This window comes from Variovorax sp. SRS16, assembly GCF_901827165.1.
Taxonomy (GTDB): Bacteria; Pseudomonadota; Gammaproteobacteria; order Burkholderiales; family Burkholderiaceae_C; genus Variovorax.
Window position 1 is genome coordinate 3824614 of the sequence record NZ_LR594666.1, and the last position, 14158, is coordinate 3838771.

12 protein-coding genes are annotated in these 14158 nt (G+C 68.9%); 11 read left to right on the forward strand and 1 reads right to left on the reverse strand.

The genetic code is table 11. The features are described from left to right. From E5P2_RS18585 to E5P2_RS18615, 7 genes are all read left to right on the forward strand, one after another. Positions 1–981: an AAA family ATPase gene (locus E5P2_RS18585; RefSeq protein WP_162568573.1), complete on the forward strand. Its 981-nt coding sequence runs from the start codon at positions 1–3 to the stop codon at positions 979–981. Positions 982–988: 7 nt separating this feature from the next. Beyond that, positions 989–2710: a cobaltochelatase CobT-related protein gene (locus tag E5P2_RS18590; protein WP_162568574.1), complete on the forward strand. Its 1722-nt coding sequence runs from the start codon at positions 989–991 to the stop codon at positions 2708–2710. Positions 2711–2829: 119 nt separating this feature from the next. Then, positions 2830–3642: an IclR family transcriptional regulator gene (locus E5P2_RS18595; RefSeq protein ID WP_162568575.1), complete on the forward strand. Its 813-nt coding sequence runs from the start codon at positions 2830–2832 to the stop codon at positions 3640–3642. Then, positions 3639–4634 carry a tripartite tricarboxylate transporter substrate binding protein gene (locus E5P2_RS18600; RefSeq protein ID WP_162568576.1) on the forward strand — a complete coding sequence of 332 codons (996 nt, stop codon included), beginning with the start codon at positions 3639–3641 and terminating at the stop codon, positions 4632–4634. Before E5P2_RS18595 ends, E5P2_RS18600 begins: the two co-directional genes overlap by 4 nt. A gap of 156 nt (positions 4635–4790) precedes the next feature. Next, positions 4791–6242, forward strand: coding sequence for an acylating sulfoacetaldehyde dehydrogenase (gene sauS / locus E5P2_RS18605; protein WP_162568577.1), 1452 nt, complete (start codon positions 4791–4793; stop codon positions 6240–6242). Further along, a complete protein-coding gene (locus E5P2_RS18610; RefSeq protein WP_162568578.1) occupies positions 6239–7759 on the forward strand; it encodes an AMP-binding protein in 1521 nt (506 codons plus the stop codon). Before sauS ends, E5P2_RS18610 begins: the two co-directional genes overlap by 4 nt. Next, complete coding sequence (locus E5P2_RS18615) at positions 7756–8550, forward strand: sulfite exporter TauE/SafE family protein (RefSeq protein WP_162568579.1); 795 nt, start codon at positions 7756–7758, stop codon at positions 8548–8550. The genes E5P2_RS18610 and E5P2_RS18615 overlap by 4 nt, the downstream gene beginning before the upstream one ends. 830 nt (positions 8551–9380) lie before the next feature. Here the strand turns inward: E5P2_RS18615 and E5P2_RS18620 are convergent. Continuing rightward, positions 9381–10202, reverse strand: a complete 822-nt coding sequence (locus tag E5P2_RS18620) for a GntR family transcriptional regulator (protein ID WP_162568580.1) — start codon at positions 10200–10202, stop codon at positions 9381–9383. Positions 10203–10331: 129 nt separating this feature from the next. Between E5P2_RS18620 and E5P2_RS18625 the strand changes: the two genes are divergently transcribed. The 4 genes from E5P2_RS18625 to E5P2_RS18640 are packed head-to-tail and all read left to right on the forward strand — an operon-like array spanning position 10332 to position 13978. Then, positions 10332–11228 carry a polysaccharide deacetylase family protein gene (locus E5P2_RS18625; protein WP_162568581.1) on the forward strand — a complete coding sequence of 299 codons (897 nt, stop codon included), beginning with the start codon at positions 10332–10334 and terminating at the stop codon, positions 11226–11228. After that, positions 11225–12004 carry an SDR family oxidoreductase gene (locus E5P2_RS18630; RefSeq protein ID WP_162568582.1) on the forward strand — a complete coding sequence of 260 codons (780 nt, stop codon included), beginning with the start codon at positions 11225–11227 and terminating at the stop codon, positions 12002–12004. The genes E5P2_RS18625 and E5P2_RS18630 overlap by 4 nt, the downstream gene beginning before the upstream one ends. A 43-nt stretch (positions 12005–12047) precedes the next feature. Then, positions 12048–12947, forward strand: a complete 900-nt coding sequence (locus tag E5P2_RS18635; protein WP_162568583.1) for a fumarylacetoacetate hydrolase family protein — start codon at positions 12048–12050, stop codon at positions 12945–12947. 41 nt (positions 12948–12988) lie between these two features. Next, positions 12989–13978 carry a tripartite tricarboxylate transporter substrate binding protein gene (locus E5P2_RS18640; RefSeq protein ID WP_162568584.1) on the forward strand — a complete coding sequence of 330 codons (990 nt, stop codon included), beginning with the start codon at positions 12989–12991 and terminating at the stop codon, positions 13976–13978. Positions 13979–14158: the final 180 nt, after the last annotated feature.

Below are 14158 nucleotides of genomic sequence, written 5' to 3' on the forward strand. Positions count from 1 at the left end.
ATGACCGATACCGCCGCGCTGAAACCCGACCGGATGCTTGCCGTGCGCGAGGTGTTCGGCATCGACAGCGAGCTGAAGGTACCGGCCTTCGGCGAACGCGACGAGCACGTGCCCGAGATCGACGCGGTCTACCGCTTCAACCCCGACGTCACGCTCGCCATCCTGGCCGGCTTCACGCGCGACCGGCGCGTGATGGTGCAGGGCCTGCACGGCACCGGCAAGTCGACCCACATCGAACAGGTCGCGGCGCGCCTGAACTGGCCCTGCGTGCGGCTCAACCTCGATGGCCACATCAGCCGGCTCGACCTGGTCGGCAAGGACGCCGTCGTGCTGCGCGACGGCCAGCAGGTGACCGAGTTCCAGGAAGGCATCGTGCCCTGGGCGCTGCAGCGCCCCGTGGCGCTGATCTTCGACGAGTACGACGCCGGCCGGCCCGACGTGATGTTCGTGATCCAGCGCATCCTCGAGCGCGACGGCAAGTTCACGCTGATGGACCAGAACAAGGTGCTGACGCCGCATCCTTTCTTCCGCCTGTTCGCGACCGCCAACACGGTGGGTCTGGGCAACCTCAACGGGCTCTACCACGGCGCGCAGCGGCTCAACCATGCGCAGATCGACCGCTGGAACATCGTCGCCTCGCTGAACTACCTGCCGCGCGACGAGGAAGTGGCGATCGTGCAGGCCCGCGTGCCCTCGCTCGCTGACGACGCCGGCCGCGCGCTGGTCCGGTCGATGGTCGCGGTGGCCGATCTCACGCGCCGCGGCTTCGCGGCCGGCGACCTGTCGACGCTGATGTCGCCGCGCACCGTCATCACCTGGGCCGAGAACATCGAGATCTTCCGCGACCCGGCGCTCGCGTTCCGCCTGTCCTTCGTCAACAAGTGCGACGACGCCGAACGGCCGCTGGTGGCCGAATACTTCCAGCGCTGCTTCGACCTCGAGTTGAAGGAGTCGCACCAGCTGACGAGCCCGCAAGGCTGAGCGCGCCATGACCGAGGCGCAGCGCCGCGTTCGGCAGGAAGAGCAGGTCGCAGAGTTGTGCGCCGGTGTCGTGCGCGCCTTCAGCGGCGAGGCCGACCTGCACTTCCGCGGCCAGCGCCTGCACCGTGGCCGCACCCCGCTGCCCTGGTTCGCGCCGCACCTGCATCCCTCGCCCGACACCGATGACTTCGCCTCCTTCCGCGGCGCGGCCGACGGGCTCGCGCTGCGCCTCACCGCCTCCGACGCGGACCTGCATGCACGCCTGCGCCCCGAAGAGCCGGTGGCGCGCATGGTGTTCGAAATGCTGGAGCAGTTCCGCGTCGAGGCGCTGGCGCCGCAGGATCTGCCCGGCATGCAGCGCAACCTGCGGCACCGGCACGAACAGTGGTCGCTGGGCTTCCATCACGCCGGCATGACCGACAGCGCACGCGGGCTGCTGCTCTATGCGGTAGCGCAGATCTGCCGCGCGCGCGTCAACGGCCAGCAGGTGGTGGAAGAAACCGAGGACATGCTGGAGGCCACGCGCTTCGCGCTCTCGCCGCTGATCGGCCACGCACTGGCCGCACTGCGCCGCGCGCGCTTCGACCAGGCCGCGTATGCGGTCCATGCGCTGTCGATCGCGCACACCGTCGCGGGCATGCTGCACGCGGCCCACGACGAGGCCGAGGATGCGCACGACGATGCCGATTCGGACAACAAGCGCAGCGTCTTCAGCCTCGTCGCCGACATGGACCAGGAGATCATCGAGCGCTTCACGACCGCGGTCTCGGGCCGCAGCGCGGTGCTCGACGATGCCGACGGCGCCTACCGGATCTTCACCGAGGCCTACGACCGCGAGCACGCAGCCGCATCGCTGGTGCGCCGGGATCTGCTGGCGGAATTGCGGGACAAGCTCGACCGGCGCGTCGCCGCGCAGGGCGTGAACGTCGCGCGCCTGGCGCGCACGCTGCGCGCACTGCTCGCCGAGCCCGCGCGCGACGGCTGGGACGGCGGCCAGGAAGAAGGCCACATCGACGGCCGGCGACTCGCCCAACTGGTCGCCTCGCCGACCGAACGGCGCCTGTTCCGCACCGAGCGCCAGGAGCCGGCAGCCGACTGCGTGCTGAGCTTCCTGATCGACTGCTCCGGCTCGATGAAGGAGCATGCCGAATCGGTCGCGATGCTGGTCGACGTGATGGCACGCGCGCTCGAACAGGCGGGCGTGGCGAGCGAGATCCTGGGCTTCACCACCGGCGCCTGGAACGGCGGCCGCGCGCAGCGCGCCTGGCGGCGCGCCGGCAAGCCCGCGCACCCGGGCCGCCTCAACGAGCGCTGCCACATCGTGTTCAAGGATGCCGACACGCCGTGGCGGCGCGCGCGGCCGGCCATCGCGGCGCTGCTCAAGGCCGACCTGTTTCGCGAGGGGCTCGACGGCGAAGCGGTGGACTGGGCCTGCGCCCGCCTGCTCGCACGCACCGAGGAACGCCGGCTGCTCCTGGTGATCTCCGACGGCTCGCCGATGGACAGCGCGACCAACCTTGCGAACGACGCGCACTATCTCGATCACCATCTCAAGGACGTCGTCGCGCGACGCGAGCAGGCCGGCGGCGTGGCGATCGCAGGCGTCGGCGTCGGGCTCGACCTGAGCCCGTACTACAGCCGCAGCCACGTGCTCGACCTCGCGGCTTCCACCGGCAACACGATCTTCCGCGAGATCACCGAACTCATCGCCGGACAACACCGGCGTTGACGGCCCGCCCGCCGCCGGCTCGCCTGCCCCGGGTTGACAGCATCCTCCGCGCGGCCTAGAGTTGTTCCAAATCTTCGGACAGAGTTCTATTATTCAGGACAGCCGAAGCACAGGATTCCATGGACTCCACCCTCGCCAAGGGCCTCACCGTGATCGAATGGATGGCCCGTCAGCAGCGCGATTGCCGCGTGACCGACCTGGCCCAGGCCTTCGGCCTGGGGCGCAGCAATGCGCATCGCACGCTGCAGACGCTGGTCGAGTGCGGCTGGGCGACACAGGATGCAGCCACCAGCACCTACCGGCCGAGCCTGCGCCTGTTCGAGCTCGGCGCGCTGGTGGCCGAGGTCGCCGACATCACCGGGCTGCTGCGGCCGCATCTGGCGGCGCTGGCACGCGCCACCGGCGAAACCATCCATCTCGCGACGCTCGACGGCGCGGAGATCGTCTACCTCGACAAGTTCGACAGCCCGCTGCCGGTGGCTGCGTACTCGCGCATCGGCGGCCGGGCGGCGGCCTACTGCGTGGCCTCGGGCAAGGCGCTGCTCGCGGCCGCCGGGCTGGACGCGGCGGCGCTGCACGAGCGCCTCGGCAGCAGGCTGATCGCACACACGCCCCACAGCATCGTCGACTTCGGCGCCTTGCAGGCCGAGCTCGAGCGCACCCGCGCGCGCGGCTATGCCGAGAATCGCGAAGAATGGCGCCTCGGCGTCTGCGGCCTCGGGACGCCGGTTTTCAACGCGCGCGGAGAAGCGGTCGCGGCACTCGGCATGAGCGTGCCCTCGATCCGCTTCACGCGCACCCAGGCCCGCGGGCTCGCCGAACAGGTCATGGCCTGCGCACGCGATGCCAGCATCACGCTGGGCTACCGGTGCGAACCGGTGCTCGCGACGCGTCTGCCGACGCCCACCACCAAGAGAAGGAGACTGGAATGAATCGATTTGCACCGTGGCTGCGTGCCGTGCTGCTGGCCTGCGCGGCGACGTCCGCCATGGCGATGCCCTTCGCCGCACAGGCCGAGGGCGCCGGCGACTATCCCACCAAACCGATCCGGCTGATCGTTCCGTATCCGCCCGGCGGCGGCACCGACGTGATCGCGCGCATCATCCAGGAACGCAGCGCGGCGCTGCTGGGGCAACCTTTCGTGATCGACAACCGCGGCGGCGCGGCCGGCTCGATCGGCACCGACATCGTGGCCAAGTCGGCGCCCGACGGCTACACCGTGCTCTTCACGCTGTCCTCGCACACGATCAATCCCAACATCTATCCGAAGCTGCCTTTCGACACCGAGAAGGACTTCGCGCCGGTGGTGATGGTGGCTTCGCTGCCGCAGATCCTGGTGTCGAACACCGACTTCCCGCCGCACAACGTGGCCGAGCTGATCGCGCTGGCCAAGGCCAAGCCGGGCAGCCTCTCCTTCGCCTCGGTGGGCAACGGCTCGCCCGGCCATCTCGCGGGCGAGATGTTCAAGCTGCGCACCGGCACGCAGATGACGCACGTGCCCTACCGCGGCGGCGGCCCCGCCGTGACCGACGTGATGGGCGGCCAGGTGCCGCTGCTGTGGGTGTCGATCCCGGCTGCCGCATCGTTCGTGAAGTCCGGCAGGCTCAAGGCCTTCGCGGTATCGACCAAGAAGCGCAGCGCGGCCTTCCCCGACGTGCCGACCATGCAGGAAGCGGGCATCCCCGACTTCGAGGTCGACTCCTGGTACGCGATGTTCGTGCCGGCCAAGACGCCGCGCGCGATCATCGACAAGCTCAACAAGGTGATGAACACCGTGGTGCACGAGCCCGCGGTGCAGGAGAAGCTGCTGGCCCAGGGCGCCGAAGGCGTCGGCGGTACGCCCGAGCAGCTCGGCAAGGTCGTGACGAAGGAACTCGCCGGCTGGGCCAAGCTCACCAAAGAAGCCAACATCAAAGTGGACTAGAGCTCGCCCCCAGGCTGCGCGCACTTCGTGGTGAATCACGCTCGCCCCCAGGCTGCGCGCACTTCGTGTCGCTTCGCCAACCCCCTACCGGGGGCAACACCGGCGGCCCGGCGGAGCCGGTTCCGCGGTGTTTCCCGACTAGAGAGTCCCCTAACTATGACGACCATGGAAACTTCAACACCTTCTCCTGCAGGCCCGATCGCCGAACTCGTCGCGCGCGCGCGTGCGGCGCAACGCATCTATGAAACCTGGTCGCAGGAACAGGTCGACATGGCGGTCACGGCCGCCGGCTGGGCCATCATCGAGCCGACGCGCAACCGCGAGCTGGCCGAGCTGGCGGTGGCCGACACCGGCGTCGGCAACGTCGAGGACAAGGTCGCCAAGAACTACCGCAAGACCTTCGGCCTGCTGCGCGACCTGAAGGGTGCGCGCTCGGTCGGCGTGATCGCCGATCACCCCGCGCGCGGCATCATCGAGATCGCGCGGCCGGTCGGCGTGGTGTGCGCCATCACGCCCTCGACCAACCCGGGCGCGACGCCGGCCAACAAGATCATCAATGCGCTCAAGGGCCGCAACGCGGTGATCGTCGCGCCCTCGCCCAAGGGCTGGTCCACGGCGGCACGCCTGATCGAATTCATCCACGCGCAGTTCGACCGCATCGGCGCACCGCGCGACCTGGTGCAGCTCTTGCCCTCGCCGGTCAACAAGCAATCCACCGCCGAGCTGATGCGCCTGTGCGACCTGGTGGTGGCGACCGGCTCCCAGGCCAACGTGCGCGCGGCCTACGCCAGCGGCACGCCGGCCTTCGGCGTCGGCGCGGGCAACGTGGCCGGCATCGTGGACGAGACGGCCGACCCGGCGCTGGCGGCCGATCGCATCGTGCGCTCCAAGACCTTCGACAACGCGACCAGCTGCTCGTCGGAGAACAGCCTGGTGGTGGTCGATGCGGCCCGGCCCGCGCTGATCGCCGCGCTCGAGGCGCGCGGTGCGGTCATGCTCGACGGCCCGCAGAAGGCCGCGCTGCAGGCGCTGATGTGGCCCGAAGGCAAGCTGTCGCCCGCGGTGATCGGCAAGTCGGCCACGCAGATCGCCGAACGCGCGGCCGAACAGGATGCGGCCGGACGCGAGGCCTGGCGCGCGATCGCCGCGCGCAAGCCGCGCATCCTGATGGTGGCCGAGGACGGCGTGGGCCATGAACATCCCTACTCCGGCGAGAAGCTCAGCCCGGTGCTCGCGATCTATGCGGCGCGCGACTTCGAGGACGCGGCATCGATCGTCGCACGCATCTACGCCTACGAGGGCGCGGGCCATTCGGTGGGACTGCACAGCGCGAAGCCGGAACGCGCGCTGACGCTGGGCCTGACGCTGCCGGTGTCGCGCGTGATCGTCGACCAGGCGCACTGCATCGCCACCGGCGGCAGCTTCGACAACGGGCTGCCGTTCTCGCTGTCGATGGGTTGCGGCACCTGGGGCAAGAACAACTTCTCCGACAACATGAACTACCGCCACTACCTCAACATCACGCGCGTGTCGCGGCCGATCCCGGAGCAGATGCCGGGCGAGGAGGAGATCTTCGGCGCGTTCTTCGCGCAGCATGGTGCGGCGTGAGGCAGGCGCCTGCCACCGTCCATGAGCTGATCGAGCGGCAGGCGGCCGCGCGGCCGCAGGCGACCTATGCGGTCGCCACGCAGGACGATCGGCAGCTCGGCTACGGCGAACTGGCGCGCGGCTGCCGCAGCGTCGCGGCGCTGCTGCGCAGCCGTGGCGCGCAGCGGGGCGACACGGTCTCGGTGGTGATGCCCAACGGCCTGCAGACATTGCGCGTGCTGCTCGGCGCGATGCACGGCGGACTGTGCGTGAACCCGGTCAACCTGCTGTCGCAGCCCGAGCAGATGCGCTACGTGCTCGCGCATTCCGATTGCCGCGTGGTCTGCGTCGCACCCGAATGGGAAGAGCGCGTGCGCGGCATGCTGGCCGGGCTCGACCGCGCGGTGGACGTGATCGTGGTCGACCCCGATGCGGCCGCACTGCCGGGCGAGGCGCAAGTGCCTGCGCTCGCCGATGCATCGCCGCCCGCGCCCGGCGACCTCGCGCTGCTGATGTACACCTCCGGCACCACCGGCATGCCCAAGGGCGTGATGCTGAGCCAGCGCAACCTCGCGGCCAATGCGCAGGCCATCAGTGCCGAGCACGAACTCGGCGCCGCCGACCGCGTGCTGGCCGTGCTGCCGCTCTATCACATCAATGCCTTCGCCGTGACCATGCTGGCGCCGCTCGTGCAGGGCGGCAGCCTCGCGATGGCGCCGAGGTTCTCGGCCGGCCGCTTCTGGGAACAGGCCGCGCACACGCAGTGCACCTGGATCAACGTGGTGCCGACCATGATCTCCTACCTGCTCGAAGGCGAGCGGCCGCCGGCGGCGCAGACGGCGCGCATCCGCTTGTGCCGCTCCGCCTCGGCCGCGCTGCCGCCCGAGCACCATCGCGCATTCGAGCAATTGTTCGGCATCGGCATCGTCGAGACCATGGGCCTGACCGAGACCGCGGCGCCCGCCTTCTCGAATCCGCTCGCCCCGGCCGCGCGCAAGCTCGGCTCGGTGGGCCGCGCCTCGGGCTGCGAGGCGCGCGTGATCGATGCGGCGCTGGCCGAAGTGTCCGACGGCACGACGGGCGAGCTGGCGATCCGCGGCCCCAATGTGATGCTCGGCTACTACAAGAACGAGGAAGCGACGCGCGCGAGCTTCACGCCCGACGGCTGGCTGCGCACCGGCGACCTCGGGCACCGCGACGCCGACGGCTTCTTCTTCGTCACCGGCCGCATCAAGGAACTGATCATCAAGGGCGGCGAGAACATCGCGCCGCGCGAGATCGACGAGGCGCTGCTGCAGCATCCCGCGGTGCTGGAAGCCGCCTCGGTCGGCGTGCCGCATCCGCACTACGGCCAGGAGATCGGCGTGTGCATCGTGCTGCGCGAAGGCCAGGCCTGCACCGAGGACGAACTGCGCGCCTTCTGCGACACGGCGCTCGGCCGCTACAAGACGCCGGGCCACTTCCGCTTCGTCACCGACCTGCCGCGCGGGCCCTCCGGAAAGGTGCAGCGCCTCAAGCTGCTGCCGCTGTTCGAATGACCCCCGAGCTGCTGACGCCACCGCTGGCGCCAGCCCTGCTCGTCTACAGCCTCGGCGTGGTGTTCGCGGCCGGCATCGTGCGCGGCTTCGCCGGCTTCGGCTTCTCGGCCATCACGGTGGCGGGCATCTCGGTCGTGATCTCGCCGGCGCTGGTGGTGCCGGCGATCTTCATGCTCGAGGTGCTGGCCAGCCTGAGCCAGCTGCGCGGCATCGCGCGCGACATCGACATGCCCTGGCTCGGCTGGCTCGCCCTCGGCAACCTGCTGTGCATTCCGCTCGGCGTGGCGCTGCTGGCCTGGCTGCCGGAAACACCGCTGCGCCTCTTGATCGGCGCGCTGCTGATGGCGGCCGCCATCCTGCTGCGCAGCGGCCACGGCGCGAGCCTGCAGCCGACGCGCGCGGTGCGCCTCGCGGCCGGCATGGTGTCGGGCTTCATCAACGGCGTGGCCGCGATCGGCGGCATCGCGCTCGCGGTGCTGCTGAGCACGGCGCAGATGGCGCCGGCCACCTTGCGTGCGACGCTGATCGCGCTGTTCCTGTTCACCGACGTGGTGTCGCTCGTGAGCGCGGCGCTCATGCCTTCGGGTGCGCACATGGCCGGTGGGCTGCTGGGTGTCGGCACGTTGACGTGGGCGCTGTGGCTGGCGCCGGCGATGCTGGTCGGCATCTGGGTCGGGCAGCGCTCGTTCGCCGGTGTGTCCGAGGCGCAGTTTCGGCGGCATGTGTTGAATCTGCTGATTGCGTTGGCGGGGGTGAGTGTGGTGCGGTCGGTGATGGGGTTGTTTGGGTGAGGCTGGGGATCGATGGGGCGGAGTAAGACGATCATCGACTCTCTGTCTTTCTCCCTCTCCCTCCGGGAGAGGGTTGGGGTGAGGGCGCCGGGCGGTTGATTTGTATGTTGCGTTTCTTGTTGAGTCCTGAGGCCGGGACTCGCCCCGGCAGGCGACTTACTTTCTTTTGCTTCGCCAAAAGAAAGTAAGCAAAGAAAAGGCGACCCCACTGCGCGTGTCCCTCCGCTTCGCTGCGGGCAACCTGCGGTGCTCGCTTCAGGCGGGGTCCGCGCAAACTCGCTTCGCTCAAACACGCGCGGCCCTGATCCGCCTGAAGCTGCGCTCCTCGGCACGCGCAGAGGGGATGAGGGTCAACGCGCCTTGGCGCGTCCTTGTGTGGGGCGGTGCGAGTGCGGAGATTGCGTGGATGGATCGGGTCGAGATGATCATCGGCCGTTGACTCCGATGATCGACGAGTTGTAATTAGCAATTAGCGGCCTCGATACTCGACCGCAGTCGGCTGTTCAAAGGCCGAGCGAAGCGACGGCCCGAGAAACACAAATACGCGCCATGGCGCGTTGAATTCCATCCCCTCTGCGCGCGCCGAGGAGCGCAGCTTTTCGCGGATCAGGGCCGCGCACTGTTTGAGCGAAGCGAGTTTGCGCGGACCCCGCGAAAAGCGAGCACCGCAGGTTGCCCGTAGCGAAGCGGAGGGTCGCGCGCAGTGGGGTCGCCTTTTCTTTGGTTACTTTCTTTTGGCGAAGCAAAAGAAAGTGACTCGCCCGCCGGGGCGAATTCCCGGCCGACGGCCTCACATCAAGCGCAACGCACAGAGCAAAGGCCCGGTGCCCTCACCCCCGCCCTCTCCCGGAGGAAGAGGGAGCAAGAGAGGGATCAGCGACTGCGCGCCGCACCGCCCGTCGCGACGACCCAGCAGCACGCCCCCCCGGCTCATGCCCCGACCCGGCAGCCTTGTCCGAAGCAGCCTGCAAACTGTCACGCACCAGCTTCGCCGTGCTCGCCAGATGGTCGAGCAGCAGTTGCACCGCCTCCTCGGTCTTGCGCTCGATCGCCGCTTCCATCAGCGCCTTGTGCTCGTCGCGCACGCGCACCACCTCGCGCGCGTTCGACAGCCGGCTCAGGTGGCGGTAGCGGTCCGCCGCATCGAAGAGCTGTCCGCAGTAGCCGAGCAGCCAGCTCGAACCGCAGGCGGCCAGCAGGCTCGCATGAAAGGCGCGGTGCGCGTCTTCCCATGGCGCGTTGATCTGCGGCTCGGCACCGCCCGGCGCCACGCGGTGCAGGCGCGAGAGCCGGTGGTAGGACAGCAGCACGTGCTCTTCCCACGCGCGGTCGCCGTGCGCGATCGACTGCCGCAGCGCCAGCTCGTCGAGCCAACCGCGGGTCTTCGTGAGTTCGTCGAGATGCGCCTCGCTGACCGGCGTGACGTGGAAGCCGCGCTGGTCGCTGTGGCTCACGAGACCGTCGCGCGCCAGCCGGTGCAGCGCCTCGCGCATCGGGCTCAGGCCGATGTCGTAGCGCGCGCAGAGCTGTGCGATGTGGAGCTTGCGGCCCGGCAGCAGCAACGCGTGAATGATCTCCTGGCGCAGGCGTTCATACGCCACGGAAGACAGCGTGCCCGCCGCGCTGCTCGGGGGTTCGGATGGGTTGTTCATGAGGCCTGGGTTCCCTGCGGGTTGCCGGGATTCTGTCATTGCGACTCTGGAAATAAAATCGATTTACCGTTGACCATAAAAATAATATCGATTATCTTGCAGCCCACGCAAATTCTTGGAGACAGCCCGATGCAGCATTCCCTGGACATTCACGCCGGCGCCACGGAGATCCAGACTCCGGCCGATTTCCGCTGGCCCGGCGGCAAGCGGATCGCGGTGTTCCCGCGCGTTTCGTTCGAATGGTGGTCCGATGGCAAGTGGCCCGGCATCGGACCGATGGGCAACCCGCTGCGCCAGGGCTTTCCCGATCTCAACGCGATGAGCTGGGCCGAGTACGGGCACCGGCGCGGCATCTTCCGCATCCTCGACGTGCTGGAGCGCAACCAGGTGCGCGCCACCTTCAACGTCAGCGGCATCCTGGCCGAACACTATCCGCAGGTGATCCGCCGCATGGCCGACGCCGGCCATGACGTGGTCGCGCATTCCTACACCATGGACGTGATCCCGGTGTACCTCGACGAAGCCGAGGAGCGCGCCAACATCGAACGCACCACCGCGCTGCTGGAGAAGGCGATGGGCCGCCGCCCGCGCGGCTGGATCAGCCCGCGCAGCACGCCCGGCCTGCGCACGCCGCGCATGCTGCTGGAGGCCGGCTACGACTGGCACGGCGACACGCTGAACGACGACCTGCCCTACGTGATGCGCTATGGCGACCGTTCCATCGTCGCCTTCCCGAACAACACCGAGGTGAACGACCTGCCGCATTACATGCGCTACGGCAACTCGCCGCGCGACATGGTCGCGCTGTTCGAGGACTGGCTCGACTGCGCGCGCAACCACGAGACCGGCGCGGCGCGCATCGACCCCGCGATCCATGCGCACGTCTCGGGCCGGCCGCTCGCGATGGCGGCCTACGAAAAGATCATCCGGCTGGCGAAGAATGCGCCCGACGTCTGGATGGGCACGCGCTCGGAAGCCGTCGACCACCTGCGCGCGGTGGTCGGCGCCCCGGGACCGAAGGCATGAAGCTCGGGCTGGAGGGCCGCACGGCCGTGGTCTGCGCCTCGTCCGACGGCCTCGGCAAGGCCTGCGCGATGTCGCTGGCGCGTGAGGGTTGCGCCGTGCTCATCAATGGCCGCGATGCCGACCGCCTGCAGGCCGCCGCCGACGAGATCCGTAGCGCCACCGGCGCCACCGTCAAGCCGGTGCGCGCCGACCTCAACACCGAGGCCGGCCGCAGCGTGCTGGCCGCCGCGGGCACCGGCGCGAGCATCCTGGTCAACAACAATGCCGGGCCCGAGCCCGGGCCCTTCCTCGGCTTCGAGCGCGAGGACTGGGAAGGCGCGATGGAGGCCAACTTCTATGCGCCGATGTTCATGATCAAGGCGCTCCTGCCCGGCATGCGCGCGCGCAGGTTCGGCCGCATCGTCAACATCACCTCGGCGCGCGTGAAGTCGCCGACGCCGACGATGGCCTTGTCGACCGCGCCGCGCACCGCACTGACGGCGCTGACCCGTTCGCTCGCGCTGGACGTCGCGGTCGACAACGTCACCATCAACAACCTGCTGCCCGAACGCTTCGGCACCCACCGTCAGGTGGAGATGGCCGATCGCATGATGAAGGAACGCGGCATCGGCCGCGACGAGGCGATGGCGGTGATCGCCGAGACCATTGCGGCCAAACGCCTGGGCAAGCCCGAGGAATTCGGCGACACCTGCGCCTTCCTGTGCAGCGTGCAGGCCGGCTACATCTCGGGCCAGAACCTGCAGCTCGACGGCGGTTCCTATCGCGGCCTGATCTGACCCATCCCTCCACCTCTTCCCATCTCTTCTCTTTTCTTCTCCCATGAAATTCGTCAGCTTTGCATCGAGCGCCCAGAAGGCGCCGCGCCCCGGCGTCGTCGTCGACGAGCGCTTCGTGATCGACCTCGCCGCCCTTCCCGATGCACCCTTCGACAACAGTTCCCTGCTCGGCCTGATCGAGGCCGGCGACGCCGGCCTCGCCTGGGTGCGCGCCGTGCTCGCGCAGCCGCACGAGCGCATCGCGCTCAACCACGTCCATCTCTTCGCGCCGATCCCGAAGCCGCGCAAGAACGTGTTCTGCGTCGGCTGGAACTACCTCGCGCACTTCGAGGAAGGCGACAAGACGCGTGCCGCCAAGGTCGACCTGCCCGATCGCCCGACCTTCTTCACCAAGGCCAGCACCGCGGTCGGCGGCCCCTACGACCCGATCCCGATCGACGACACGATCACGCTGAAACTGGACTGGGAGGCCGAGCTTGGCGTCATCATCGGCAAGCGCGGCAAGAACATCGCGCAGGCCGCGGCGATGGACCACGTGTGGGGCTACACCGTGCTCAACGACGTCACCGGCCGCGACATCCAGCGCCAGCACGGCAACCAGTGGTTCAAGGGCAAGAGCCTGGACGGCAGCTGCCCGATGGGGCCGTGGATCGTCACCGCCGATGCGCTCGATCCGGCAGACCTGAAGATCGCCTGCAGGGTCAACGGCGTGGTCAAGCAGTCGTCGAGCACCTCGCATATGTACTTCCGCATCCCGCGCATCCTCGAGGAGCTCTCGCACGGGCTGACGCTGGAGCCGGGCGACATCATCGCCAGCGGCACGCCGGAAGGCGTCGGCCATGCGCGCGTGCCGCCCGAGTTCATGCAGCAGGGCGACGTGATGGAAACCGAGGTGATCGGCATCGGCACGCTGCGCAACGTCATCGGGCCGGCCCGCGGCTGACCCGCCCGCGCGCGAAAAAAAGAACGACAGGAGACAAAGACATGATCAAGTTCCGACTGCCGCGCCTGCACGGATTGCGGCCCGCGCGCTGCCTGGCCGCGCTGGCGTTCGCGGCGCTGGGCACGGCGGCGCTCGCCGCCTACCCCGATCGTCCGATCCGGCTGGTCGTGCCCTTCCCGCCCGGCGGTCCCAACGACATCATCGCGCGCCTGCTGAGCGAGAAACTCACCGGCGCGCTCGGCAAGCCGGTGGTGATCGACAACGTGCCGGGCGGCAGCACGATCATCGGCACGCGCCAGGTGGCCGAAGCGCCGGCCGACGGCTACACCGTGCTGATGGTGTCGCCGAGCCACGTCATCAATCCCGGGCTGCGGCCCGACATGCCTTACGACCTGCTGCGCGACTTCGCGCCGGTGATCGAGGTCGCGGTGTCCCCCAACGTGCTGGCCGTCAATTCGGCGACGCCGGCGAAGAACGTGGCCGAGCTGATCGCACTGGCCAAGGCGCATCCCGGCGAGATCAACTACGGCTCCGGCGGCACCGGCACCGCGACGCACCTGGCCGGCGAGCTGCTGTGTTCGATGGCCGGTGTGAAGATGAACCACATCCCCTACAAGGGCGACGCCCAGGCGACCGTCGACCTGCTGGGCAACCAGATCAGCTGGAAGTTCGGCACCATCCTGTCGATCAAGCAGCATGTCGACGCGGGCCGCCTGCGCGCGCTGGCGGTGAGCGGTCCGCGGCGCGTGCCCGCGATGCCGAACGTGCCGACCGTCGCCGAAACCATTCCGGGCTTCGACGCCACCTCGCTCTACGGCGTGATGGTGCCGATCCGCACGCCGGCGCCGATCGTCGAGCGATTGAACAAGGAGATCGGCAAGATCGTGGCCTCGGAATCGTTCCGCAAGATCCTCTCGGAAGACGGCGCGGAGGTGGTCGGCGGCACGCCGCAGCAGTTCGGGCAGAACCTCGCGCAGGCGATCGACAAGTGGAAGACCGTGATCCGCAACGCCGGCATCAAGCTGCAGTGACTGCGACGGTGCACTGCTGACCGAGAACGGACGCGAGCCGCAAAGCTTCAAGACCGAGCATGGCGACGAGGACGACGAAGCCTCGTCGGCCGCGGATTCTTCCGTAGCGCCAAACAGCGCTTGATCTTTCGAGCTTCGTCGATATGATCCGCCCGCAATAACAGCCCCCAAGGGGCAAGG